The 24,603-nt window shown below is 69.2% G+C and carries 22 protein-coding genes; 11 read left to right on the plus strand and 11 right to left on the minus strand.

Annotation, left to right across the window (positions count from 1 at the left end):
• The first annotated feature begins 247 nt into the window (after positions 1–247).
• Together NCG93_RS19700 and NCG93_RS19705 are read left to right on the plus strand one after the other, a co-directional pair.
• On the plus strand, positions 248–1,078 hold the full coding sequence (locus tag NCG93_RS19700) for a M23 family metallopeptidase (RefSeq protein ID WP_252787614.1): 831 nt from the start codon (positions 248–250) through the stop codon (positions 1,076–1,078).
• A 374-nt stretch (positions 1,079–1,452) separates the two neighbouring features.
• Positions 1,453–1,950: an HNH endonuclease gene (locus NCG93_RS19705; protein ID WP_194413404.1), complete on the plus strand. Its 498-nt coding sequence runs from the start codon at positions 1,453–1,455 to the stop codon at positions 1,948–1,950.
• 41 nt (positions 1,951–1,991) lie between these two features.
• On the opposite strand, the gene NCG93_RS19710 is transcribed toward NCG93_RS19705, so the two are convergent.
• Positions 1,992–2,525, minus strand: a complete 534-nt coding sequence (locus tag NCG93_RS19710; RefSeq protein WP_194413405.1) for a MarR family winged helix-turn-helix transcriptional regulator — start codon at positions 2,523–2,525, stop codon at positions 1,992–1,994.
• 40 nt (positions 2,526–2,565) lie between these two features.
• Between NCG93_RS19710 and NCG93_RS19715 the strand changes: the two genes are divergently transcribed.
• From NCG93_RS19715 to NCG93_RS19735, 5 genes are all read left to right on the plus strand, one after another.
• Positions 2,566–3,468 carry a DMT family transporter gene (locus NCG93_RS19715; protein WP_206687323.1) on the plus strand — a complete coding sequence of 301 codons (903 nt, stop codon included), beginning with the start codon at positions 2,566–2,568 and terminating at the stop codon, positions 3,466–3,468.
• A gap of 70 nt (positions 3,469–3,538) precedes the next feature.
• A complete protein-coding gene (gene imuA', locus NCG93_RS19720; protein WP_241741607.1) occupies positions 3,539–4,378 on the plus strand; it encodes a DnaE2-dependent mutagenesis accessory factor ImuA' in 840 nt (279 codons plus the stop codon).
• A 31-nt stretch (positions 4,379–4,409) separates the two neighbouring features.
• Positions 4,410–6,326: a Y-family DNA polymerase gene (locus NCG93_RS19725; RefSeq protein WP_252787615.1), complete on the plus strand. Its 1,917-nt coding sequence runs from the start codon at positions 4,410–4,412 to the stop codon at positions 6,324–6,326.
• A 90-nt stretch (positions 6,327–6,416) separates the two neighbouring features.
• On the plus strand, positions 6,417–9,995 hold the full coding sequence (locus NCG93_RS19730; protein ID WP_194413406.1) for an error-prone DNA polymerase: 3,579 nt from the start codon (positions 6,417–6,419) through the stop codon (positions 9,993–9,995).
• A 68-nt stretch (positions 9,996–10,063) separates the two neighbouring features.
• The gene (locus tag NCG93_RS19735) at positions 10,064–10,492 is read left to right on the plus strand and encodes a VOC family protein (RefSeq protein ID WP_194413407.1); all 429 of its coding nucleotides are present in this window, start codon (positions 10,064–10,066) and stop codon (positions 10,490–10,492) included.
• Between the two features lie 60 nt (positions 10,493–10,552).
• Here NCG93_RS19735 and NCG93_RS19740 read toward each other — a convergent pair whose 3' ends face one another.
• Complete coding sequence (locus tag NCG93_RS19740; protein WP_194413408.1) at positions 10,553–10,909, minus strand: hypothetical protein; 357 nt, start codon at positions 10,907–10,909, stop codon at positions 10,553–10,555.
• Positions 10,910–11,047: 138 nt separating this feature from the next.
• Complete coding sequence (locus NCG93_RS19745) at positions 11,048–12,799, minus strand: L-aspartate oxidase (protein WP_206687324.1); 1,752 nt, start codon at positions 12,797–12,799, stop codon at positions 11,048–11,050.
• 76 nt (positions 12,800–12,875) lie between these two features.
• On the opposite strand from NCG93_RS19745, the gene NCG93_RS19750 reads away from it, so the two are divergent.
• Positions 12,876–13,799: a LysR family transcriptional regulator gene (locus NCG93_RS19750; protein WP_252787616.1), complete on the plus strand. Its 924-nt coding sequence runs from the start codon at positions 12,876–12,878 to the stop codon at positions 13,797–13,799.
• 70 nt (positions 13,800–13,869) lie between these two features.
• On the opposite strand, the gene gad is transcribed toward NCG93_RS19750, so the two are convergent.
• Both gad and gadC read right to left on the minus strand, forming a co-directional pair.
• The gene (gad, locus tag NCG93_RS19755) at positions 13,870–15,264 is read right to left on the minus strand and encodes a glutamate decarboxylase (RefSeq protein WP_194413411.1); all 1,395 of its coding nucleotides are present in this window, start codon (positions 15,262–15,264) and stop codon (positions 13,870–13,872) included.
• A gap of 16 nt (positions 15,265–15,280) precedes the next feature.
• Complete coding sequence (gene gadC, locus NCG93_RS19760) at positions 15,281–16,729, minus strand: glutamate/gamma-aminobutyrate antiporter GadC (RefSeq protein WP_194413412.1); 1,449 nt, start codon at positions 16,727–16,729, stop codon at positions 15,281–15,283.
• A 391-nt stretch (positions 16,730–17,120) separates the two neighbouring features.
• On the opposite strand from gadC, the gene NCG93_RS19765 reads away from it, so the two are divergent.
• Together NCG93_RS19765 and NCG93_RS19770 are read left to right on the plus strand one after the other, a co-directional pair.
• The gene (locus NCG93_RS19765) at positions 17,121–17,465 is read left to right on the plus strand and encodes a hypothetical protein (RefSeq protein ID WP_194413413.1); all 345 of its coding nucleotides are present in this window, start codon (positions 17,121–17,123) and stop codon (positions 17,463–17,465) included.
• A gap of 139 nt (positions 17,466–17,604) precedes the next feature.
• Positions 17,605–18,273, plus strand: a complete 669-nt coding sequence (locus NCG93_RS19770; RefSeq protein ID WP_194413414.1) for a GAP family protein — start codon at positions 17,605–17,607, stop codon at positions 18,271–18,273.
• A 57-nt stretch (positions 18,274–18,330) separates the two neighbouring features.
• On the opposite strand, the gene NCG93_RS19775 is transcribed toward NCG93_RS19770, so the two are convergent.
• The 6 genes from NCG93_RS19775 to NCG93_RS19800 form a co-directional block, all read right to left on the minus strand.
• The gene (locus NCG93_RS19775; RefSeq protein WP_241741608.1) at positions 18,331–18,507 is read right to left on the minus strand and encodes a hypothetical protein; all 177 of its coding nucleotides are present in this window, start codon (positions 18,505–18,507) and stop codon (positions 18,331–18,333) included.
• Between the two features lie 25 nt (positions 18,508–18,532).
• Positions 18,533–18,991 carry a DUF6325 family protein gene (locus NCG93_RS19780; protein ID WP_194413416.1) on the minus strand — a complete coding sequence of 153 codons (459 nt, stop codon included), beginning with the start codon at positions 18,989–18,991 and terminating at the stop codon, positions 18,533–18,535.
• Between the two features lie 84 nt (positions 18,992–19,075).
• A complete protein-coding gene (locus tag NCG93_RS19785) occupies positions 19,076–20,521 on the minus strand; it encodes a DUF1254 domain-containing protein (protein WP_194413417.1) in 1,446 nt (481 codons plus the stop codon).
• Between the two features lie 126 nt (positions 20,522–20,647).
• A complete protein-coding gene (locus tag NCG93_RS19790) occupies positions 20,648–21,385 on the minus strand; it encodes a dienelactone hydrolase family protein (protein ID WP_194413418.1) in 738 nt (245 codons plus the stop codon).
• Positions 21,386–21,576: 191 nt separating this feature from the next.
• The gene (locus tag NCG93_RS19795) at positions 21,577–22,956 is read right to left on the minus strand and encodes a sensor domain-containing protein (RefSeq protein WP_252787617.1); all 1,380 of its coding nucleotides are present in this window, start codon (positions 22,954–22,956) and stop codon (positions 21,577–21,579) included.
• Positions 22,943–23,764 carry an alpha/beta fold hydrolase gene (locus NCG93_RS19800; RefSeq protein WP_194413420.1) on the minus strand — a complete coding sequence of 274 codons (822 nt, stop codon included), beginning with the start codon at positions 23,762–23,764 and terminating at the stop codon, positions 22,943–22,945. The genes NCG93_RS19795 and NCG93_RS19800 overlap by 14 nt, the downstream gene beginning before the upstream one ends.
• 497 nt (positions 23,765–24,261) lie before the next feature.
• Between NCG93_RS19800 and NCG93_RS19805 the strand changes: the two genes are divergently transcribed.
• A complete protein-coding gene (locus tag NCG93_RS19805) occupies positions 24,262–24,603 on the plus strand; it encodes a PadR family transcriptional regulator (RefSeq protein ID WP_194413421.1) in 342 nt (113 codons plus the stop codon).

Here is a 24,603-nt window from a genome sequence, read left to right on the forward strand (position 1 = left end):
CAGGCGAGAAGCCCGCCGACCGGACCCCGCGTGGATTGCCTCAACGGCTCGTCGTCCACATGTGGTGAAGCCCGCACATCGTGCCCCGACATCGAGTGCTGACGAGCCAGGCGCCACGGCGCAGAGGCGCCGGAGGACCAGTTTGGCTGAAGAGATAGATTCGCACGCGATCGTGCCCGATAACGCGGCGACGGACCCGAACCGTCGTGAGCGCAACCGGAAGACCCCTGTGCGACGCTCCCGAGCCGTGCCACTCGCGAAGTCGACGACGGCGCCCGCAGGTGCCCGATCCGCCGCGCCGTCCGGCCGAGGCCCCTCGGCCAAGGCCTCCTCCACCAAGGACCGCGTCGTGAAGCCGCTGCGCAGCCTGGTCGTGCTCGCCATGGTGGGTGGGCTCGTGGCCACTGTCGCGATCCCCGCGTTCGCGGCGACCGCGGGTGCCGGTGTCGAAGAGGCCCGCACCATCCAGCAGATGGCGGTCGACGACGCGCAGACGTTCGTGGCGGCATCCGATGCCAATGCCACCCAGCTCTCGCGCGGAAGCTACGCGGCCACCACCGCGGAGGAGATCGAGAAGAAGAAGGCCGAAGAGGCGGCGGCAGAACGCGCGCGTCAGGTCGCCAAGCTCGCCGCGGCGTCGGCGAAGTCGCTCCCGGTCAACATCGCCCTCACTTCGCCCGGAACCGGCGAGGTGCGCTGGCCCATCCTCAACTTCACCAAGGGCCGCGGCCTCTGGGACTCGGGCTACCACCAGGGCGTCGACCTCCTGTCGTCGTGCGGAACGCCCATCTACGCCGCGGCGGCCGGTGTCGTCAAGGTGTCGCAGGAGAGCTACGGCGGCTACGGTGTCGGCGTCTCCATCGACCACGTCATCGGCGGCCAGCAGGTGAACACGCTGTACGGCCACATGACGTACGGCAGCCGTCAGGTCTCGGTCGGCCAGTCCGTCTCGGCGGGTCAGCTGATCGGTCTGGTCGGCAGCACCGGCAGCTCGACCGCGTGCCACCTTCACTTCGAGGTCCACATCAACGGCTCGGTCGTCGACCCCTGGGCGTGGCTGCAGGCCAACGCCGGCTGAGCCGTCGAAGCCTGAACCGGATCCCTCCGATCGCATCACCACGGATGCCCACTGCCCGGCCAGGGCGTGGGCATCCGTTGTCCGACACGCCCGCCATCGTTCACCGGCTTCACGGCCCCGGTGTCGGCTGGGTGCGTTAGCCTGAATCCCGACGCTGAGAGAGCGGAGGGAGCCGATGGGCTGCACACCACGCATCCGAACCATGGATGCGCTTGGACGCCTCGTCCTTCGGCATTGCACGAGTGGATGCCGCGGCATTGCCGTGGCGCCAAGGCGCTGTCTATAAGACAGCGCCTTTTTTCATGCCCCTGCGCCCTTGATCGTCGCATGTCGAATAACCGAGAAGCCGTCCCGGCCATTCGAGAGGATGATCAATGCGCACTCTGGTGCTGAATGCGGGCTACGAACCGCTCGCCGTCGTGTCGTTCAAACGGGCGCTCGTGCTCGTGATGAACGAGAAGGCCACTGTGGTGGAGCACACCGAGATGGATCCGGTGTGGGGCACCAGACGCTCGTACGAGCGCCCGGCCGTGATCATCCTGACCCGCTATGTGCGGGTGCCGGGCGGTCGCCATGTGCCGGTGACGCGGCGCGGCGTGCTGCGTCGTGACAATCACCGCTGCGCCTACTGCGGCAAGGCTGCGTCGACGATCGACCACGTGCTGCCGCGCTCGCGCGGCGGCGCGGACTCGTGGGAGAACCTCGTCGCCTGCTGTCTGCGCTGCAACAACGTGAAGGGCGATCGCACGCCGCAGGAGATGAACTGGGAGCTGCGCATCCTCCCGCGCGCGCCGCGGGGCGGGCAGTGGACGGTACGCGGCACCGAGCGCACCGATCCGCGGTGGGAGCCGTATCTCGCGCTGGCAGCGTGATCCTCGGGGGGCACGCGCGGCGATGAGGGGCCCTCGTCGGGTCAGTCCTCGTCGAGCAGTCGCAGCCAGCGGGTGAGGATGGGTTCGAGGGCGGCGGTGTCCGTCGCTCCGAGCTCGTCCAGGATCCGGTGCTCGTTGTCCAGATGCGCGGCGATGGCGCGATCGATGAGCTCCGTGCCCTCCGGGGTCAGTCGCACCAGGCGCTTGCGGGCGTCGGATGCCTCGGCTCGGCGTTCGACGAGTCCTCGGGCCTCCAGGCGGTCGACGCGCTTGGTGAGGCCTCCGGTCGTGACGAGGGTGTGGTCGGCGAGCTCGCCCGCGGGTCGCTCGTACGGCGCACCGGCACGCCGCAGCGTCGCGAGGACGTCGAACTCGCCCTCGCTGAGGCCGAAATCGCGGTAGACGGCGACGAGCCGCTCGGTCAGCCGGAGGGCGACGAGATGCAGGCGCCCGATGACAGCCTGGGGCGAGGGGTCGAGGTCGGGTCGCTCGCGTCGCCATTCGGCCTGGATCTCGGCGACGCGGTCCGGCGGTGCGGCGTGTGCTTCGTTCGCCGGGGAGGAGGATTCGGCCATGGGAGCCATCTTATCTTCCCGGTAAGATAAAGTATCTTCCATGGAAGATAAACGATGGACCTGGATCCTCGTGACGGCGATCGCCCCGATCGCGTGGGGAAGCGGCTATGTCGTGACGCGCAACCTGCTCCCCGCCGAGGCGCCGCTGTGGGGCGGAGTGCTGCGCGCGCTGCCGGCCGGTCTCATCGTTCTGCTGCTGGCGCGGCGGCTTCCGCGGGGATCGTGGTGGTGGCGATCGCTCGTGCTCGGCACCCTCAACGTGGGCGGCTTCTTCGTGCTCGTCTATGTCGCCGGGCAGCGGCTGTCGTCGAGTCTCGCCGCGACGCTGATGTCGGCATCCGCTGCCTGCATGCTGCTGTTCGCGTGGCTGCTGCTGCACCGGCGACCGCGGGTGGCGGCGGTCGTGGGCGCCGCGGTCGGCCTCATGGGCGTCGCGGTGATGCTGGGATTCGACGCCGAGGGCGCCGATGCAGGGGGAGTCGCAGCTTCGCTCGGGGCGATGGTGGCCTCATCGATCGGATTCGTGCTCACCGTGCGGTGGGGCTCGGACGTTCCGGCGCTGCCGATGACGGCGTGGCAGCTCATCGGCGGCTCGCTCGTGCTGCTGCCGGTGGCCGTGCTGGTCGAGGGAGCTCCGCCCGCATTGACGGGGCCGTCGACGCTCGGCTTCGCCTATCTCACGCTGGTCGCGACGGCTCTCGCGTACGTGGCGTGGTTCTCGGGTCTGCGGCGGCTCTCACCCGGCGCGGTCGGCGTCATCGGACTCCTGAACCCGGTCACGGGGGTCGTGCTCGGTGTCGCTGTCATGGGGGAGACGTTCGGAGTTCCGCAGGGCATCGGCGTGGCGCTGGTCCTCGTCGGGATCGTTCTCGGTGCAGCATCTCCGCAGCGGCGCACCGAGGTCTCTGAGACCGTGCGGCTGGCTGTCCATTCTCGAACATAACTGTCGGAAGTCCGAGGTACTCTCGTTCCCAGCGGTTGAATCACTAGAACATCTGTTCTAGCATGTGGGAATGGGGGCGATCGTGCAGCTCACGGCACAGCACGTGCACGAGACCGTCGGGCAGCAGCTGACGGCCTCCGAATCTGCCGCCCTCCGTGCGGGGAGAACGGTTTCGGCAGATGCGGGCAGGGGCCAAGGGGCGCACACCGTCGCGCAGCTGCGCGCCCAGCTCGAGCGGGTGCAGGGGCGGCGGCTCGACGCGCCGGTGCTGCCGGTGCATCCCGCCCTCGCTTCGCTGCTTCCCGGGGGCGGTCTGCGTCCCGGATCGGCCTACTCCCTCCCGCGGTCGACGTCGGTGCTGCTGGCGCTGCTCGCCCAGCCGTCGCAGTCCGGCTCATGGTGCGGAGTGATCGGGATGCCGCGGCTCGGCGCCGAGGCGGCCGAAGGGCTGGGCGTCGACCTGTCGCGGCTCGTGCTCATCCCTGATCCCGGGGCACGCTGGCTCGCGGTGACCTCGACCGTCGCCGAGGTGCTGCCGGTGGTCGCGGTCCGCCCGTCCGGGAGAGCCGCCGACGGCGAGATCTCCCGCCTGGCGGCGCGGCTGCGCGATCGCGGTGCGGTGCTGCTCGTGCAGGGTCCGTGGCCGCAGGCCGAGGCCGTGATCGAGGTCGGCGAGCCGGCATGGGAGGGTGTCGGCCGCGGGCACGGCTACCTCTCCGGTCGCGAGGTGACGCTCACCTCGTCGAGCCGCCGCTGGCCGAGATCCCGGCGCGCTCGTGTGATGCTTCCGGATGCCGCGGGCCACGTCTCTGCCGCGCCCGAGCGGATGCGGCCCGTCGAGTCGCTGCACCCGGCCGCCGCCGCGGCATACGAGGTCTCGCTCGGTCATCGGGTCAGGGCGGTGGGGTGACATGACGCCGGGTACGCCCGTCAGGAGCCTCGTGCTGTGGTTTCCCGACTGGCCGGTCACGGCTCTCGAGCGGGAGGCGGGTGCGGCCGCGCAGCGGCAGGGCTCGGTGCAGCCGGGTTCGGTGCGGGAGGGCTCGGGGCGGAAGGGCTCGGTGCGGGACGCGGCCGGGAAGCGGCCGGGCTCCGAGCCGGACGAGGTCGCGGGGCAGCGCGACACGATGTCCGGGGGTCCTTCGCCTGGCGCCGCGACGTCTGGCGCCTCGCCACCGAGCACGGGGCGCGGCGAGCGGACCGATGCGGGGCGTGGGGAAGCGTCCCGACCGGGGCGTGGCGAACGGTCCAAGGCGGAGCGTGGGTCGCGGCATCCGATCGCCGTCGTCGAGCGCAATCTCGTGGTGGCGTGCTCGGCGTCCGCACGCGCCGAGGGGGTGCGTCGTGGGCAGCGCCGGCGCGATGCGCAGGCGCGGTGTCCGGGGCTGATCCTGGTGAATGCGGATGCCGCACGCGATCACCGCGCGTTCGCGCCCATCGTGTCGTTGCTCGAGGAGCGCGCGCCCGGCATCCAGCTGGTGCGGCCGGGGCTGTGCGCGCTGCGCGCCCGCGGCCCGGCGCGGTACTACGGCGGCGAGACCGAGGCCGCCCGCGTGCTGCTGAGCGCGCTGCGCGAGGCCGGGGTCGACGGGGTCAGGGCGGGAATCGCCGACGGCCCGTTCACGGCCGAGCAGGCGGCGCGCGCCGGCACGAGCGCCGACGATCCGATCTTCGTCGTGCCCGCCGGCGGGGCGGCGGGGTTCCTCGCACCGCTGTCGGTCGCCGTGCTCGACGCCTCGGCGATGATCGGCACGGGTGCGGCCGGCACGAAGGAGGCGGCGGATCTCGTGGGGCTCCTCGCTCGGCTGGGTGTGCAGACGCTCGGCGGGTTCGCCGAGATGGTGCCCGACCGCGTGCGCGAGCGGTTCGGCGAGCGGGGCGTCCGGCTGCACGCCCTCGCCGCGGGGCAGGACTCGCGGCCGGTGCAGCCGCGCACGCCGCCGCCCGAGCTGCAACGCGAGGTCGCGTTCGAGCCGCCGCTCGAGATCGCCGACCAGGTGGCGTTCGCGATGCGCGTGACCGCTGACGACTTCATCGCGGGGCTGGGCGCGGTCGACCTCGTCTGCACCGAGCTGCGGGTCGAGCTCGTCGGCGACCGGGGCGAGCGCAGCGAGCGGGTGTGGCTGCATCCCGGCTCGTTCGACGCGGCCGCGGTCGTCGACCGCGTGCGGTGGCAGCTCGCCGAAGACGTCGGCGCCGATGCCTCCGGTGGGGACGGCGCGGGGCGCGGGCTCCGCAGCGGGGTCACCCTGGTGCGGATCTCGCCCGAGGCGGTGGATGCGGCATCCCATCACGCCCCGGCGCTGTTCGGGGGAGGCCCCGAAGAGCGGGTGCACCATGCGCTCTCGCGCGTGCAGGCCATGCTCGGTCACCGCGGTGTGCTGACGCCGGCGATCGGCGGTGGGCGGTGGCTGGCCGAGCGCCAGGTGCTCGTGCCATGGGGTGACCGCGACGAGCGCGACCGTGACGAGCGCGACCGGAACCAGCGCGACCGGCAGGTGACCGGCTCCGGCGGTCTCGCGGCGCAGCGCGCGCGACCGTGGCCGGGGAGCCTGCCCGACCCGCTGCCGACGACGGTGTTCGCCGATCCGGTGCCGGTCGACGTGCGCGCGCTCGGGGGCGAGCTCGTCGATGTCGACGAGCGGGGCAACGTCGCGGCCGTGCCCGCGTTCTTCATCGAGAGCGGGCGCCGGCGGGCGATCGAGGCCTGGGCGGGACCGTGGCCGGTCGTCGAACGGGGATGGGATGCCGCGCGCTCGCGTCGCGCGTACCGGTTCCAGGTCGTCGACGCCGACGGGTCGGCGTGGCTGCTGGTGTGCGACGGCGACGCCTGGACTGCGGAGGCCACCTATGACTAGGGCGCCTTTCTCCCGGTCGTTGAGCGAGCGAGGAACGAGCGAGACGAAACGCCCCGGACCAGCGAACGACCAGGATCGGGGTGAGGGCTGATGGGCTTCAACAACCCGGGCGTTCCGTGGTCCGAGATGGAGCGCGTGCTGAGCGGTCGCCGCAGGCCCGAGGCGCCGCCGGTCGGCGCGGACGGCGGCGACAGCCCCGCGTGGTCGCGCAAGCGTGGGCCGTATGTCGCGCCCGAGATCGAGCGTCCGGCCGACGCCATCCCGTACGCCGAGCTGCACGCGCACTCGTCGTACTCGTTCCTCGACGGCGCCTCCTCACCCGAGGAGCTCGCCGAAGAGGCCGAGCGTCTGGGCCTGCACGCTCTTGCGGTCACCGACCACGACGGCTTCTACGGCATCGTCCGCTTCGCCGAGGCCGCCGAGGAGCTGCAGCTGAAGACCGTGTTCGGCGCCGAGCTGTCGCTCGAGCTGCCGAAGCCGCAGAACGGCGAGCCCGACCCGGCCGGCGCGCATCTGCTGGTGCTCGCCCGCGGCGAGGAGGGCTACCACCGGCTGGCTGGCGCGATCACGCACGCGCAGCTGCAGGGGGCCGAGAAGGGGCGTCCGGTCTACGACCTCGACGAGCTCGCCGCGCAAGCCGCCGGAGAGTGGGTGGTGCTCACCGGCTGCCGCAAGGGCGCTGTGCGCCGCGCGCTGGCCTCTGCACCGGGGAAGGCGGGGACGGATGCCGCAGCCCACGAACTCGACCGCCTGGTGACGCTGTTCGGGCGCGACGCCGTCCACGTCGAGCTCATCGACCACGGCAACCCGCTCGACACCCGCGACAACGACGTGCTCGCCGGGCTCGCACGGGAACGGGGGCTGCCGCTGCTGGCGACGAACAACGTGCACTACGCCGTTCCTCAGCGGCAGCTGCTCGCCGCGGCCGTCGCGGCGGTGCGCGCCAACCGCGGGCTCGACGAGCTCGACGGGTGGCTCCCGGCGCACGCCGGCGCGCACCTGCGGTCGGGCGCCGAGATGGCGGAGCGGTTCGTGAGGTTCCCGGATGCCGTGGCCCGCACCGTGACGCTCGCCGACGAGCTCGCCTTTCCGCTGCGCAAGGCCAAGCCCGCGCTGCCGAAGCAGAAGGTGCCGGAGGGGCACACGCCGATGTCGTGGCTGCGCAAGCTCGTATGGGACGCGGTGCCCCGCAAGTATCCCCACCTGACCGAGGAGAACCGGGCGCGCATCGAGAAGGAGCTCGGCGTCATCGAGCTGAAGGACTTCCCCGGCTACTTCCTGATCGTCCACGGCATCGTGCAGGAGGCGCGGCGCCGCGGCATCCTGTGTCAAGGTCGCGGGTCCGCCGCCAACAGCGCCATCTGCTACCTGCTCGACATCACGGCGGTGGACGCGATCGGCTACGACCTGCCCTTCGAGCGGTTCCTGTCGAGCCTGCGCGAAGAGGAGCCCGACATCGACGTCGACTTCGATTCCGATCGCCGGGAGGAGATCATCCAGTGGGTCTACCAGGAGTACGGGCGCGACCGCGCGGCGCAGGTCGCGAACGTCATCCAGTACCGGCCAAAGAACGCCGTGCGCGACATGGCGAAGGCGCTGGGGCATTCGCCGGGGCAGCAGGACGCCTGGTCGAAGCAGATCGAGGGGTGGGGCGCACTCCTGGAGACGGGCGCGGGCCCCGACATCCCCGATCAGGTGCTGGAGTTCGCATCCGAGCTGCTCAAGGCGCCGCGGCACCTCGGCATCCACTCCGGCGGCATGGTGCTCACCGAGCGGCCGGTGGGCGAGGTCGTGCCGATCGAGCACGCCCGCATGGAGAACCGCACGGTGATCCAGTGGGACAAAGACGATGCCGCCTGGATGGGGCTGGTCAAGTTCGACCTGCTGGGACTCGGGATGCTGGCGGCCCTGCAGTACTGCTTCGACATGATCCGCGCCTCGACGGGGGAGGACTGGGAGCTGTCCACCATCCCGAAGGAGGAGAAGGCGGTCTACGACATGCTGTGCCGCGCCGATTCGATCGGCGTGTTCCAGGTCGAGTCCCGTGCGCAGATGGGCCTGCTCCCGCGGCTGCAGCCGCGGCGGTTCTACGACCTCGTGATCGAGATCGCGCTCATCCGCCCCGGACCCATCCAGGGCGGTGCCGTGCACCCGTTCGTCAAACGCAAGCTCGGACAGGAGGAGGTGACCTATGCCCACCCCAAGCTCGTGCCGGTGCTCGAGCGCACGCTCGGCATCCCGGTGTTCCAGGAGCAGCTCATGCAGATGGGCATGGCCGTCGGCGGGCTCACCGGTGAGGACGCCGACCTGCTGCGACGCGCGATGGGGTCCAAGCGCGGGGTGGAGCGCATCGACTCGCTGAAGGCGAAGCTGTACGCGGGCATGGCCGAGAACGGACTCGTGGGGGAGGAGGCCGACGCGATCTACGCCAAGATCCAGGCGTTCGCGAACTTCGGGTTCGCCGAGTCGCACTCGCTGTCGTTCGCGCTGCTCGTCTATGCGAGCTCGTGGATCAAGCTGCACTATCCGGCGGCATTCCTCGCCGGGCTGCTGCGCGCACAGCCGATGGGCTTCTACTCGCCGGCGACCCTCGTCAGCGATGCACGCCACCACGGCGTCGAGGTGCGCCGCCCCGACCTGCACCTGTCGGGTGCCGAGGCCGTGCTCGAGCGGGTGGACGGCGCTTCGACAAGCTCAGCGACCGGTACAGGCTCAGCGACCGGTACAGGCTCAGCGACCGGTACAGGCTCAGCGACCGGTACAGGCTCAGTGACCGGTACAGGCTCAGCGACCGGTACAGGCTCAGCGACCGGTACAGGCTCAGCGGCTGCGGCAAGCCCGGTCCCTGAGCCTGTCGAAGGGCGCACCGGCCTGGACGCCTGCCTCGAACGCGACCAGCCGCCGGTGGGCGAGTTCGACCTCGACGCCCCTGATGAGTCGGCGGCGCATCGGCGCGACAGCGGTCACGCGGTGCGGCTCGGCCTCGCCGGCATCAAGGGGATCGGTGCGACCGTCGCGCAGCGCATCGTCGCCGCACGCGAGGCCGGCGGCCTGTTCCGCGATCAGCGCGACCTCGTGCGGCGTACCAGCATCACGGCGGCGCAGGTCGAGGCGCTCGCCACCGCGGGGGCGTTCGAGTGCCTCGGCCTCAGCCGCCGCGAGGCGATCTGGCTGGCGGGCTCGGCGGCGCAGGATCGCCCCGAGTTCCTGCCTGACTCCCTCATCGCGGTGCAGCCGCCGCTGTTCGCCGATCCCACCAGCTACGAGCGCCTGGCCGCCGACCTCTGGGCCACCGGCATCTCCACCGACGACCATCCGCTGACGCACTACCGCTCCGGGCTCGACTCTCGCGGCGTCCTGACGTCTCGTGAACTGCGCAGCCACGAGGTCGGCCGCCGCGTCGAGGTCGCCGGACTGGTGACCCACCGGCAACGGCCGGCCACGGCATCCGGAATCACGTTCCTCAATCTCGAGGACGAACACGGCCTCGTGAACGTCGTGTGCTCGCTCGGGGTCTGGAACAGATATCGCCGGGTCGTGCGCGACTCGCCGGCGCTCATCGCCCGCGGCATCCTGGAGCGTTCGGCCGAGGGGGTGACGAACCTCATCGCCGACCGGTTCGAAGATCTCCGGGTGGGCGTGCAGCACCGCGCGAGGGATTTCCGCTGAGACGTGTCCGGGCCAGGGTCTAGGGTGACGGATGTCGCGGCGCCGACGCCGCGGGAGAGAAGGTCGTCATGGCCGGCAAGCTCGGGAACATCACGTTCTACGCCGACGATCCTCCGGCGCTCGCCCGCTTCTGGGGCGCCGTGTTCGGCTATCCCGAAGCCACGTGGGACGAACCGCTGAAACGGGAACTGCTCGGCTCGGGACTGACCGAGGCCGATCTGGCCAAGCGCGGGATGGCCGAGGACCCGGAAGGTGTGGGGCCGAGGCTGTTCTTCCACCACGCCTCCGAGGCGAAGGAGGGACGCAACCGGCTCCATCTCGACATCAGCGCCACGCCCGGCCACCAGCCGACGCATGCAGAACTCGATGCCGAGAAGGATCGACTGGTCGCGCTGGGTGCCGAGGTCGTGCGTCTGGTCGACCAGGAGTGGGGACCGTGGCCCGAGACCTATTTCCAGATGAGGGACCCCGAGGGCAACGAATTCTGCCTGCAGTAGCGGGCACGAACGTGCGGGTTCGTGCTCGCCCGTCCGCAGCCTTACGTCACCTCGACCGCGTCACAGCTCGCCGTCCCACGCCTGGTTCCGCTGGTCGGCGGCCCAGCTCTCCTGGTCGCGGGTGTCGACGTCGATCGCGGCCACCGGCCTCAGGCGGCGTTCGACCGCGTGCAGCCGCGCGATGGCGGTGACATCGATCAGCTCCTCGGCGTCCACCCTGGCGTCTTGCACGACGATCTGGCTCGACGGGCCGATGAGCACCGTCACCCCGGTGATCGTGCCGTCCTGCTCCCACGATGGAACTGTCACGGCCTCGGCCTCGCCGGCCTCGGCCAGCGCCCGACCGCAGCTGAGCAGTGCCGACGCGATGTCATCCCCGGTCACGAATTCGCTTCCCGCGTACGTCACTCTCTTCACTCTGCCTTTCTACTCGCATCGCACCCAGACGCCTCTGGGGGTTGCAGCATGTCGGCGAACGGGCTACAGGTGACCGAAGGTGCCGTTGAGGCCGGGTGTATGACGAGCGAAGGCGGGCCGGTCGGTCGAGAGAGCTCCTTATTCGACGAGCTTGCCGGCGACCGACACCTCGCGCATGAGCGCGGCGATCTCCGCGGGGATCGGCGGGATCGACTCGCGCACGATGCCGGTGGCCGGCGACCAGACGAGGTTCACCTGCAGGTCGGGGTCGGTCTCGGGGTAGTCGCTGCGGTTGTGGCAGCCGCGGGTCTCACGGCGCTCCAGCGCTGCCTCGAGTGTCGCGCGTGCCGCGAGCGCCGCCGACTTCAGATCGAACGCGTGGGCGAGGTCGTGGTAGCCCGCGATGTCGGGATGCACGCCGATGTCGGCCATGCGCGCCTCGATCGCGTCGAGCTCTGCGAGGCCGGTCAGGAGACCCTGCTCGTCGCGCACGACGCCGGCGTGCTCGGTCATCGTGTCGCGGATCGCGCGCTGCAGCGCCCGCACGTTCTCGGTTCCGGATGCCGCGAGCAGGTCGTCGATGTCGGCTCGAGCCGCGGCGACGGCCGATGCCGAGCGCGTCTGCGCGCCCAGAGACGCGGAGTACTCGGCGGCCGCCTGGCCGACGATGCGCCCGAACACGAGCAGCTCGATGAGCGAGTTGCCTCCCAGGCGGTTGGCGCCGTGCAGGCCGGACGAGGCCTCGCCGATGGCATAGAGGCCGGGCACGTCCGTGGCGTGGTCGGACGAGCGCACCCAGACGCCTCCCATCGAGTAGTGCGCGGTGGGCGCGATCTCGATCGGCTCCTTCGTGATGTCGAGCATCTGCAGCTCGAGCATCGTCTGGTACACGCGGGGGAGGCGGGTCATGATCGTCTCGCGCGGCAGGTGCGAGACGTCCAACCACACGCCGCCGTTCGGTGTACCGCGGCCCTCCTTGATCTCGGTGTAGCAGGCGAGCGCGACCCGGTCGCGGGTGGAGAGCTCCAGTCGCTCCGGGTCGTAGCGGTGCATGAAGCGCTCGCCGAGACCGTTGCGGAGGATGCCGCCCTCGCCGCGTGCCGCCTCGGAGATGAGGGTGCCGGCGGCGTTCTCGGGTTCGATGATGCCGCTCGGGTGGAACTGCACCAGTTCCGGATCCCGCAGCCGGCCGCCGGCTTCGACGGCGAGGCGGAACGAGTCGCCGGTGTTCTCGTCGCGCCGCGACGACGTGCGCCGCCAGATGCGGTTGTGCCCGCCCGCGGCGAGGATCACGGCATCGGCGTGGATCAGGTAGCGGGTGCCGTCTTCGAGGTCGAAGCCGTATGCGCCGAAGACGGCGCCGTCGTCGTTGACGAGGATGCGGGTGACGTACACGGTGTCGAGGATCGGCACCTGCAGCTGCGCCGCGCGGTTGACGAGGGTGCGCTGGATCTCGAGTCCGGTGTAGTCGCCGGCGAAGGCGGTGCGGCGGTAGGTGTGCGCGCCGAAGAACCGCTGCGAGATGCGCCCGTCCTCTTCGCGGGCGAACGGCATGCCGTAGCGCTCCAGATCCTCGATGCCGCGAGCGGCGCCCGAGGTGACGATCTCGACCGTGTGCGGGTTGGCGAGCAGGTAGCTCTCCTTGAGGGTGTCGGCCGCGTGCTGCTGCCAGCTGTCGTCGGCGTCCATCGTCGCGAGGGCGGCGTTGATGCCGCCCGCGGCCAGTGACGTGTGCGCGTCCGACTTGGGACGCTTGCCGAGGGCGATCACGTCGACGCCGGATTCGGCGAGTTCGATGGCGGCGCGGAGTCCGGAACCCCCGGTACCGATCACGAGGACGGTGGTGGACAGCTGGCGTTCTGTAATACTCACGCCCTCCACGGTAGGCATCGCGCGTGTATTACTCCAATGCATCTTTCTACTCGCCGCGATAGCGATACGCTATACCCGTGAATCGGGAGCAGCAGTGAACCTCGAACAACTTCGTGCCTTCGTCACCGTCGCGCAGCTGGGAAACTTCACCCGCGCCGCCGAGCAGCTGCATCTGGCTCAGCCGTCGCTGAGCCGGCAGATCGGGGCGCTCGAACAGGACCTCGGCGGCGAGCTGTTCACTCGGGCGCGCACGGGCAGCACGCTCACCGCGGCCGGTGAGGCGCTGCTGCCGCTGGCTCGCCGCATGCTGGCGGACGCGGCATCCGTTCGACGCGAACTGGACGCGCTGGCGGGGCTCAGGCGCGGGCGGGTGCGCCTCGGCGCCACTCCCACGCTGTGCATCAGCCTCGTCGCCGAGGCGCTGACCGCGTTCCACGCGGCGCATCCGGCGATCGAGTTGCATCTCACCGAGCGCGGCTCCCGCGGGCTGCTCGACGCCCTCGCCAGTGGTGAGCTTGACCTCGCCGTCATCACGACGTCGGGTGCGCCATCCACCGAGAAGTTCACGGTGACCCCGCTCCTCGTCGAGGAGCTCGTCGTCGTCTCATCGAGCGACGCGCCGCCGCTCACGGCACACGAGAGCATCCCGCTGGCGGAGGTCGCGGAGCTGCCGCAGATCGTGTTCAGCTCGTCGTACGACCTGCGCACGACGACCGACGCGGCCTTCGCGGCCGCCGGGCTGACACCCCGCACCGTCATCGAGGGGGCGGAGATGGATGCCGTGCTCAGATTCGTGGAGCGAGCGGTCGGCGTCGCCATCGTGCCCGCGATGGTGCTGATCGAGCGCAAGGGTCTGCGAGCGGTGCGTCTGTCCCAGCCGACGCTCACGCGAACGATCAGCATCGCGCGGGTACCTGACATCGCGCCTTCGCCGGCGGCCGAGGTCATGCAGCGGGCGATCGCCGGCACCGCCGCGGCGTGGGCGGCGCGCCCCGAGGCCACCATGCGGCTCGCCTGAACGGCGACGCCGGACGATACCGCCACCAGATCCTGGGGAGGCATCGCCCGGCGTCGGCCGGCGCTGAGGGCTAGTGGTGGAAGCTGCCCGCCTCTTCCTCGGTCATGGAGTTGACGATGGGGTGCTTGTCGAAGTGCTCGATCGCCGCCCGGTAGTCGGCCATCAGGAGCGACGCCTCGTCCCGCCCGAAGCCCTGCCGTACCAGGATGCGCTGCACGGGGAGGTCCTGACGGTCAGCGGGCATCGTGTACGCGGGCACCTGCCAGCCGCGCGTGCGCAGCCGGTCGGCGAGGTCGAACAGCGTGAACGGGTGGTCGACTCCGTCCTTGAGCTTCCATGAGACGGCCGGGATGCCGGACTCGGCGCCGCCGTTGTTGATGATGTCGAAGTGGCCGAGCTTGGCGATCTCCTCGGCGAGGAACATCGACGTGTCGTGGCAGGACTGGTGCACCTTGCGGTACCCCTCGCGTCCGAGTCGCATGAAGTTGTAGTACTGCGCGACGATCTGGCCGCCGGGGCGCGAGAAGTTCAACGCGAATGTCGGCATGTTGCCGCCGAGGTAGTTCACATTGAAGATCAGGTCCTCGGGCAGCTCGGCGGCATCGCGCCACACCACCCAGCCGACGCCGAGTGGAGCCAGGCCGAACTTGTGCCCGGACGTGTTGATCGACTTCACCCGCGGCAGCCGGAAGTCCCACACCAGCTCGGGCAGGGTGAACGGGGCGATGAAGCCGCCGCTCGCGCCGTCGACGTGGATGGGGATGTCGAGCCCCTTCTCCTCCTGCAGCTTGTCGAGCGCGTCGCTGACCTCGTGCACCGGCTCGTACTGGCCCGTGAAGGTGACGCCCAGCGTCGGCACGACGCCGATGGTGTTCTCGTCGACCCGCTTGATCACCTCGTCGGCGTTCATGATGAAGCGGTCGCCCTCCATCGGGATCTCGCGCAGCTCGACGTCCCAGTACCGCGCGAACTTGTGCCAGCAGACCTGGACCGGACCGCAGATCATGTTCGGCTTGTCGGTCGGCTTGCCGGCCGCGCGCTGACGCGCCCGCCAGTTCCAGAGGAGTGCCATCCCGCCGAGCATGGCCGCCTCGCTGGAGCCCGTCGTCGAGGTGCCGAGGGTGTTCTCCGCATCGGGCGAGTTCCAGAGGTCGGCGAGGATGTGGACGCAGCGCGCCTCGATCTCGGCGGTCTGCGGGTACTCGTCCTTGTCGATCATGTTCTTGTCGAGCGTGTCGGCCATGATCGACCGGATCTCCGGCTCGAGCCACGTCTGGCAGAACGTCGCGAGGTTCTGGCGGGAATTGCCGTCGAGCATCAGCTCGTCGGTCACCACCTGGTACGCGTGGGCAGCCAGATGCTCTTTCTGCGGCATCCGATATTTCGGCAGCGATACCGACAGGTCTCCCGAGGCGAAGACCTCATCAAGCAGCTCGTCGCGGACGTCATCCTTCTTATGCAGCATTTTCGTGGTCTCCGGGTCAGTTCGCGGTGGTCGTGGGAGTGGATGCCGGTGCAGGGGCTGCGGCGTCGGTGACGCCCGCCTCCTCGGCCGAGTGTTCGTGGACCTCGTCGGGATAGACCTTCCAGCTCTCCTTTCGGAAGGCGTAGATGATGAACGGCCAGATGCCGAGCACGACGATGCCGCCGACCAGCAGCAGCGTGTAGCCGAGCTGGCCCATGGTGCTGCCTTCGGGCTCGACGAAGCCGATCAGGAGGGCCAGCAGGCTCGCGAGGAACCCGAGCCAGCCGATGAAGCCCATCGCCGGCGTGCGGAAGCCGCGCTTCACGTCGGGGTGCGAGCGGCGGAGTTTGAGCGCCGCGAGGAACATCATCATGTACATGATCAGGTAGAGCTGCACGGCCATCGCGGAGAAGATCCAGAACACGCTCTGCACCGACGGCACGATCGCGAACAGCACGGCGAGGATTGTCACGAGGATGCCCTGCACGACCATGATCGGCACCTGCATGCCGTTCTTGTTCGTCTTCTGCAGGCTCGGCGGCAGGTAACCCTGACGTCCCACCAGCAGGAGCCCCTTGCTCGGACCGGGGATCCACGTCACGACGGAGGCGAGGATGCCGAACACGATCAGCAGCGCCATCACCGTCGTCATCCACGGCACGCCGAGCTGGCCGAAGAACACGTCGAACGCCTGCAGCACGCCCTGCGTCAAGTTGATGCTCGACGAATCCACCCCGACCGAGATCGCGAGCGTCGGGAAGATGAACACGATCAGGATGATGATCGCCGACAGCAGGATGGCCTTCGGGAACTGCTTGCCCGGCTTGTCCATCTCGTTGACGTGCACCGCGTTCATCTCCATGCCCGCGTAAGAGAGGAAGTTGCTGACGATCAGGACGATGCTTGCGATGCCCGTCCACGTCGGCAGCCATTGCCCCTCGGACGCGGGCGGGAGCTCCGACTTGCCGCCCGAGCTCAGGAACAGGATGGCGAAGAGCACCAGACCCAGCGACGGCACGATCGTGCCCGCGATGAAACCCCACTTGCCCACGCCGGCGAAGGACTTCACCCCGCCGAAGGCGATCAACGTCGACAGCCAGTAGACGACCAGGATCACAAGACCGGTGAACAGACCGTTGTTGGCAAGCGCGGGGTTGAAGACATAGGCCAGCGCCGACGCGAAGAACGCCAGCTGAGCCGGATACCACACCACGTTCTGCATCCACTGCTGCCAGATGGCGCTGAAGCCGATCCGATCGCCGAACGCCTCCTTCACCCAGACGAACACGCCGCCCTTCCAGCCGCTCGCGAGCTCCGCGGCGACCAGCGCCACCGGGATCATGAACACGATCGCGGGGAGGACGTACAAGAAGATCGAGGCCCAGCCATAGCCGGCCATCGCCGGCAGTCCGCGAACACTCGCGACGGCCGTGGCGATGAGGATCGCCATCGTGATCCACGACATTCCTGTCGTCTTTGCGTGAACCGACGTCGTCGGGCGCTTCACATCAGCCATTGGAACCCCTTACACAGACGTGGCCCCCCAGGGCCTGGAATGGGGTCGTCGGCGGACTGTTGGCGAGGTTCGTCGGCGACGTTACGCACCATGCCTACTCCCGGCTTCGATGCGCTGTCAATCAAATTCACCGACAATTCGATGGCGGGGCGGAAAAGGCTGTTTGCCCTTGGCGACAATCACTTTCTCTGCGTGATGACATCTGCCGGGTGCCGTCGCACTTTCGCGATAAGTGATGCGAGGGACGCCGACGGCCCGGCGCAGGTGTGACGTCCCGGCGAGCTCGACACCTTTTTCCGGCGTTGTCAACGCCCACGAAAACCCCGGAAGAGGATGCCCATTGTCCACGCATGAAACATGTGAGCTACGCGGACAGGGCACTGCTGATGGGCGACGATGCGGCGGACACTCTGCTCGAGTATGCCTGGCTGATCGCCGACAGCAGCGCGCCGACACGGTCACGCTGAAGTCGATCAGCCCCGACGGCAACACAGTGGATGCCTCGTTCCTGTTGGATGCCAGCACGATTCTGATGGTCGAGACCACCACCTCCGAGATGGAGACACCCGATAACAGTGAAGTGGTGCAGGACATGCGGGATCGGATCGACGCCATCACGCGACCGGTCAGCGTGGACGCGCAAGAGCCGCCGGACGCCGACTACGACCTCCCCGACGCGTTCTGACGGCGGGCCGCGGCTCCGACGCGGAGACGGTCGGCGGTCTCCGCGCGCCACGCCCTCGGGAGTGCCCGCGAGCAGGGGACGATCTGTGCTTCACTTCCAGGTGGGGCCCGGCACGGACCGGGGGCTGGGAAGGGCGGTCGTGTCGACAATCGGTCACCTGCTGATCATCGCTGCCGCGGTGGCCATCAGCTCCGTCCCCATCGTGATGACGATCCTGATTCTGCTGTCTCCCAACCGCACCCGGTCGGCAGTCCCCTTCCTCATCGGCTGGGTCGCGGGCATCGTCCTGACCGTCTCCATTGCGGCCCTGTTCGCGACAGTCATCCCCACGTCCCGTTTCGAGCGGCAACCTGACACCGCTGTCGGGATCGTGGAGATCGTGCTGGGCGTGGCGGCGATGGTGCTGGGAGTGATCTCATGGTTCCGTCGGCGCGGGCGCAGCGTGGTGGCGACGACCCCCAAATGGATGCGCGCGGAGGCGAAGATGGGCCCGTGGTCCGCGCTGGGGCTGGGGTTCGTCCTGAACCTCCGACCCAAGGGCATCGTGCTCGCCCTGGCCGCGGGCCTGACCCTCTATGCAGACGCCGGCTCCGTGCGCGTGGCGATCGTGCCCGTGGTCATCTACACGGCGGTGGCGGCATCCACCGTCGCACTGCCCATCATCGTGACCGCCGCCTCGCCCCGGCGGATGCAGCCCCGCCTGGTCGCAGCGCATCAGTGGATAGAGACGAATGGGGGCCTGATCACCAGTGCCATCCTGGTCGTGATCGGTCTGCTCATCGTCGGAATGGGCATCTCGCGGCTCTGACGAGTCCCGCCGCTTCCGACGTGCCGGAAGCGGCGGGACGAAACAGCGCGCCCGGCCTCAGATACGGCGACGCGGGGTCGCGACAGCGCCGACGACCGCGGCCGTCGCGACGGGCGAGCGGCCGGGAGTGACCGCCGCGCCGACGACAGCGGCCTTGGCGACGGGTGAGCGGCCCGGTGTCACGGCCGCGGTCACGACGGCGGCCTTGGCGACGGGTGCTCCGATGACTCCCACGCGTCCTACTCTTCGTCCGAGCACGTCAGGCTCCTATCTGGATGGCGGTCTCATCGGCCTCGATCGAGGCGATGATGGACTGGATGGGGATGCGGCCGTTCGCGATGAGCTGGCCGCCCGCGCGGCGCGCGGCAGAGGCGAATCCGGCGGCCCACAGGTTCTCGTAGACGAGCACACCGGCCACCGTGCCCGGGTCCATCGCGGCGGCGAGATGTGCGACGTCGTCGGCGGCGAGCAGTTCGGCGAGCTCGGCCTCCAGGCGCACCAGCGGTCCGAGGTCGGCGAGCTCCGACAGCTCCAGTGCCTCCACCGACCCGTCGGCATCCTTCGTGAGCACGAGGATGTCGATCACGCGGATGGTTCCGGCGTCGACGAGTGCGAGCAGCGCCTCCGCCATCTCACCGGTGAAGCTGGCGTGGCCGGGTGGGAACTCGACGACGATGAAGTCGACGGGGCCGAGCTCATCGAGTGCGGGGTCAGTCATGGGACGTCCTTCCTCTGGAATCTCCACCGTGACGGGTCGACCCGGGTGCCGAGTCATCCGATGTGAGTGAACTTCGATGGACTGTCAGGCCCGCTGGCGGGTGATCTCGGGCAGACGCCACGTCATGTCGAACCACGACTCGAGGGGGCCGTAGAGGCGCAGCAGCGGCCACCAGGACTTGCCAGGGAGCGTCGGGATCCAGTTGGACTCCTTGCCCGCGGGGGCGGTCGGTCCGAACCAGAGAACGTGCGACCCGTCGTCCTCCGCCTGCACGCCCTCGGACAGGCTCGACACGGCGGGGTAGGCGGTGGATTGCAGCAGCGACCGGGTCTGCGTGTCGTAGGCGTCGATCGACCAGAAGTTCTTGGCCGGCGCGTTCGCAGGGATAGTCAGCGTGTACGTCTCGCCTCCGTCGAGCAGGGCGCCGTCGGCATCCTCTGCGGTATAGATGTAGGCGGAACCGGCGCCCACCCGCGCATGCGCCATGGCCGGCGTGATCACCGTCGCCGCGTAATGGAAGAGCGTGCGTGCGTCGAGGTTGCGGGCGCCATCGTCCAGGAACTCATAACTGCCGCCGACGAAACCCTCTTTCCACGACGACCCCTCCCAACGGAATGACTGGGGGTCGCGTGCCGCGTACAGGGTCGCGCGGGCCATTCCGGCGGCGATCTGAGCCGCATTGTCCAGGATGCCGCGCAGGCGGTCGTCGGGGGCGAAGGGCGTGTCGTGACGGATGCCGAGCGAGGCGAGCGTCCCTGCGCGTTCGGGGTCGAGAGCGGTGGTCGGCTCCTCAGCGACGAGCTGCGCGATCTCTTCGAAGAACGAGAAGTCGTTGGAGTGCACGGTGTTGAAGGCCTGCTCGCCGATGTTGACGAACGTGTTCTCAGGCGCGGTCGCGGCGTCGCTGAGCCGGTAGATGCGCGACTGCTTGATGGCCGGAACGCCGCCGAGCGCGCGGATCACGACGAAGTTCGTGAACGTCGGCGACTCGTAGGTGTAGTAGCCCTCGGGTCGCTCGCCCTCGTATCCCGGCGGGAGGAAGAGGTACTTGCCGCCCGCGCCCTTGTCGGGTCCGGCGATTCCCATATCGGTGACGTAACGGAACCAGAAGTCGTCGACGACGCACAGCGACTCGGGCGGCGCTTCGATGACCGTCGGTCCCCACGCCTTGAGGTCGAGGAACGTCACACCGTACGTGGTCTCGGTGTTCGGGGTGAGGAAGATCGGCGTGGAGGTGCACCGGGGATCGGTGTAGGCGATCTTGTCGGGGGAGTCGACCCCGACCGAGCGCAGGCCGCGCCTCATGGCGACGAGCGATGCGCCCGGAACGGTGTTCAGGAACGCGGTGATACCGCGGACCAGGTCGAGACCGTCGAAGATCGCCTGCACCGAATCGGGCTTCGGCACGCCGTCGAAGAACTCGAAGTCTCCGAACGGCGTCGACAATGTATCCGGCGTGGAGACATGCGCCAATTCCTCCGCGAGTTGTTCCGTCGTCAGACCCGCTGCCGTGTTCGCTTCGATCGTCATGCTCGTGCATCCCCCTTGTGACTCGTCATGGCGCGAGTCTCGCAGGGGGGCGGAAAGACGCCGTCATCCGTTTCGCGTGAGGATGGCACGGCGGTGGGCGCAGCATCCCTCTCCGCGTTCGCCCTGTTAGCTCAGGTGGCGGGCGAAGAAGCGCGCAGCGTCTTCACCCGCGAACGAGGGAACCCCGGTGTGGCCGCCCATGTTGGCCTGCAGCGTCTTCTCCTTCGAGCCGAGGGCGTCGAACAGGTCGAGCGCCATCTGCCGGTCGTTGCCGCGGTCGTCCCACTGCAGCAGCACGTGCAGGGGGATGGTGAGTCGCCGGGCTTCGTCGAACGTCGAGGCGGGCACGTAGCTGCCGGCGAAGAGTCCGGCAGCGATGACGCGGGGTTCGATCGCGGCCAGGCGGATGCCGATGGCGATCGGACCACCCGAATAGCCGACGGGGCCGGCGATCTCGGGCAGCGCGAGCGCGGCATCCAATGTCTGCTGCCATTCCGGCACAGCCCGCTCCACGAGGGGGAGGACGAGACGGTCGACGATGTCGCCCGTCACGGGTTCGCCCGTCTGCAGGGCCCGTCGCAGGTCATCGCGGGCCTCGTCGGCGCCGGCGAGTCGCGGCCGGTCGCCCGCGCCGGGCAGCTCGATGGTGACGGCGGCGAAGCCCTGGGCCGCGGAGCTCTTCGCCCGGGCCGCGAGGCGCGGGTACATCCCGCCGAGACCACCGGGGTGGCCGACGAGGATGAGCGCGACAGGTGAGGAAGCGGATGCCGATGCCGGCGTCCAGAGGATGCCCGGGATCTCCCCGAGGAGGAATTCGCGCTCGAGGACGCCGTCGTCGAGCCGCTGTTCAGAGGTGAAGTGCATGGTCGTGCCTTTCGGGAGTGCGCTGGTGCGGCGCTCCCGAGCGACCTATCGCCCGACCGTGACCCCAGAGAGGAGCACCCACGTCGATTCGTTCATGGGTATCACCTCCTCTCGTTCTGTCGCACGGCGGTCTGGAGCTTACCAGGGGGCATGCGCCGGCGTCGGGGGAGCGCACGACGAAGACCTCGCCCTCAAGAGGCGGGCGTCTCGAAGGTGGCTCGGTTCTTGCCGGCGCCTTTGGACTCATACATGGCGCGGTCTGCCCGGACGAGCAGCTGCTCAGGGGAGGGGCGGGATTGCGAGCGCGGATCGAACATCGAGATACCGACGCTGACGGATGCCGCGACCGTCCCGTCATCGATCATGATGGGCTCGTTGGTGAGACGCAGGATCCGCTCTGCGATGGTCGTCGCCGCAGCCCTATCGGTGTTCGCGCAGATGGCCACGAATTCGTCGCCGCCGATTCGCCCCACCACGTCGTCGGACCGCACGCCGGCGCTGAGCCTGACAGCCAGCTCCACCAGCACCGCGTCGCCGACGGCGTGGCCGAAGCGATCGTTGATCGACTTGAATTCGTCGACATCGAGGAAGAGGACGGCGAGTGGTGCATCGTGCGCGAACGCCGCATCGAGTGCGTCTTCGAGGCTCTGCTCGAGAAGCTGCCTGTTGGCGACTCCCGTGAGCTGGTCATGGAGAGCCAGGAACGCCAGCTGACGCTGCAGTCTGACGCGGACCAGGGTCTGCGAGGCCTGGCGCCCCAGCGCCTTCTGCAGATCGAAGAACTGGTCGTCGAACTGCCGGGATCGGCCGAAGAAGCAGACCAGGATCCCCAACCGTCGATGATTGTCGAGCAAGGGCATCACGCTGAGTGCCGCCAGCCGCGTCGTGCGCAGCGCGCCCGCGAGTTCGGGGAACTGCGCGGCAGCGGATTCTTCGTCGACGACGACCACGTCGGGGCTGTTGCGCAGGCTGACGATGGGGGAGACCAGTCCAGCGAGCGGGTTGGTGCCTCCGACGAGAAGGAGTTCACCGTCGTCATCGAGGAGCAGCACACCCGCCTCTCGTGCTGCGAACGCGGTGCGCGCGACCTCGGCGAAGGACTGCGCGACGTCCTCGTCGCTCGCGCTGACCCCGAACGCGCGTGACACCTCTTGCAGGACCCGCACTTGCGCCTCGGACGACTCCGCCGCCCGGCGGGCGTGCAAGAGGTCCCGCTCATACTGGATGCGACCGGACGCGTTGAACACCGCGATGCGGTCCACACCGGCCGTCGTGTCGCGGGTCGAGTTGATCAGTACGGGCAGCCGGGTGTCGTCCGCGCACACCATGGTCAGGGCGACCTCGTTGAGCGCACCTTGCAACGGCAGCGCCTGCGCGACCCTCGTCTCGTGGAACAACCGGCTTCCCGGGTCCAGCAGCGACGTGAACGGCCTGCCCTCGAGCTGCGCCCGGCGGAAGCCTGTCCATTCCAGCAGGGTCTCGTTGGCTTCGAGGATGACGCCCTCGGTCGAGGTGGCGACCAGGCCGCACGGCGCCCGCTGGAACCAGGCGTCTTCGCTAGGCCCGGTCACAGAGGTACTCGCGAATCCGGGCGACGACTTCATCCGGTGCCGAGAGGATCGGCACATGCCCGGTCGCCTCGAGCACGGACAGGGTGCTGCCCTCGATCGCCGCATGGACGTACTGGCCGACCTCGCCGGGAGCGATGGCGTCCGCCGTGCACTGCAGCACGAGAGTCGGGACGGTCACCAGCGGCAGGTCGGCGCGGTTGTCGGACAGGAACGTGACGTGCGCGAAGTGCCTCGCGATGTGCGGATCGATGTCGCAGAAGCTCGTCGTGAGCTGTTCACCCAGTTCCGGCCGCTGCGGGTTGCCCATGATGACGGGCGCCATCGTCCGCGACCAGCCGAGGTAGTTGCTGTCGAGGGAGTCCAACAGCGATGCGATGTCGTCGGTCTCGAAGCCTCCGCGATACGGACCGTCGTTGACATACCGCGGCGACGGACCCACCAGCACCAGAGCGCGGAACCGGGAAGTGTCACGGTTGGCCGCCAGGATGCCGATCATCGCGCTGACGGAATGACCGACGAACACGACATCCGTCACGTTCAGCGTCTCGAGGATCTCGAGGACGTCGTCCGCATAGCCGTGCAGTGAGTCGTACTTGCCCGGGTCGTACGCCGACACATCCGACCCACCGGCGCCTACGTGGTCGAACAGGATCACCCGATGGTCGGCTGCGAACTGCGGGGCGACGAGGTCCCACGTCACCTGACTGCATCCGAATCCGTGCGCGAACATCATGACGCGACCCGTAGCGGGGCCGGAGACGGTGACGTTGTTCCGTCGCAGAGCATCACGCGTGCCGAGCACCGACATGTCTGCTCCAGCCCCGTCTGCCTGTCGCGCCGGAACGACGCGCTCAGCAGAATCGTAATCGACGAAGCGACGCAGACCCGCGCCGGGGGCTCCTACTCGGAGGTTGCGCGGCTCGAGGCGGCGACGTATTTGTGGAGCAGCCGGGCGAACTCCAATCGTTCGTCCTCGTCCCAGTCCCTGGTGATGTACTCGAAGGCCCGGCGCTGCTGATGCCGGGAGCCGGCGAGTACGTCGCGGCCGCGCGGGGTGAGACGCAGGGTGATGCTGCGCCCGTCGGTCTGGGAGGCGACACGTTCGACGAGTCACCGCGCCGGAACACGTGTTCAGCTGCAGTGCCGTCGAGGAGCGACCTCGCGTGGTGGATTGCTCTAGATCGCGAACGGGCAGAGCGGGTATCGCGAAGAGCCGCGGCACGTCACCCATGACGGCGGGGCGCCGTGTGGACGTGGTCCGGGCGGCACTGGCAATACTGTGTGTGACTATGTAGTGTACGCGGCATGGTACATAGCGCGGCACAGCTCGGTCGGCTCGAGCAGGACCTCCGCAAGGGCGCCCTCGTGCTCGCCGTGCTCTCCCAGCTGCGAACCCCGCAGTACGGCTACTCCCTGCGGCAGGCACTCGCTCAGCGCGGGATGCCCATCGAGGAGGGAACGCTGTACCCGCTGCTGCGCCGCCTGGAGAGCCAGGGACTGCTCGCTTCGCAATGGCAGGCCGAGGACGGGCCTCCCCGCCGCTACTACGAGCTCAGCACCCTCGGCGCCGGCGTATACCAAGACCTGACCTCCGCATGGGGGTCGCTGGCGTCGGTGATGAACCGGCTTCTGACCGAGGAGGACTGA

This window comes from Microbacterium yannicii (assembly GCF_024055635.1).
In the GTDB taxonomy this organism is placed as follows: domain Bacteria; phylum Actinomycetota; class Actinomycetes; order Actinomycetales; family Microbacteriaceae; genus Microbacterium; species Microbacterium yannicii.

Coding starts and splice junctions, on each gene's coding strand:
- gad (WP_194413411.1), bottom strand. CDS start 15,264: ATGCTGCATAAGAAGGATGACGTCCGCGACGAGCTGCTTGATGAGGTC.
- imuA' (WP_241741607.1), top strand. CDS start 3,539: ATGGGGGCGATCGTGCAGCTCACGGCACAGCACGTGCACGAGACCGTC.
- NCG93_RS19805 (WP_194413421.1), top strand. CDS start 24,262: ATGGTACATAGCGCGGCACAGCTCGGTCGGCTCGAGCAGGACCTCCGC.
- NCG93_RS19735 (WP_194413407.1), top strand. CDS start 10,064: ATGGCCGGCAAGCTCGGGAACATCACGTTCTACGCCGACGATCCTCCG.
- gadC (WP_194413412.1), bottom strand. CDS start 16,729: ATGTCGTGGATCACGATGGCGATCCTCATCGCCACGGCCGTCGCGAGT.
- NCG93_RS19715 (WP_206687323.1), top strand. CDS start 2,566: ATGGAAGATAAACGATGGACCTGGATCCTCGTGACGGCGATCGCCCCG.
- NCG93_RS19790 (WP_194413418.1), bottom strand. CDS start 21,385: ATGCACTTCACCTCTGAACAGCGGCTCGACGACGGCGTCCTCGAGCGC.
- NCG93_RS19710 (WP_194413405.1), bottom strand. CDS start 2,525: ATGGCCGAATCCTCCTCCCCGGCGAACGAAGCACACGCCGCACCGCCG.
- NCG93_RS19800 (WP_194413420.1), bottom strand. CDS start 23,764: ATGTCGGTGCTCGGCACGCGTGATGCTCTGCGACGGAACAACGTCACC.
- NCG93_RS19785 (WP_194413417.1), bottom strand. CDS start 20,521: ATGACGATCGAAGCGAACACGGCAGCGGGTCTGACGACGGAACAACTC.
- NCG93_RS19745 (WP_206687324.1), bottom strand. CDS start 12,799: ATGCCTACCGTGGAGGGCGTGAGTATTACAGAACGCCAGCTGTCCACC.
- NCG93_RS19780 (WP_194413416.1), bottom strand. CDS start 18,991: ATGACTGACCCCGCACTCGATGAGCTCGGCCCCGTCGACTTCATCGTC.
- NCG93_RS19730 (WP_194413406.1), top strand. CDS start 6,417: ATGGGCTTCAACAACCCGGGCGTTCCGTGGTCCGAGATGGAGCGCGTG.
- NCG93_RS19705 (WP_194413404.1), top strand. CDS start 1,453: ATGCGCACTCTGGTGCTGAATGCGGGCTACGAACCGCTCGCCGTCGTG.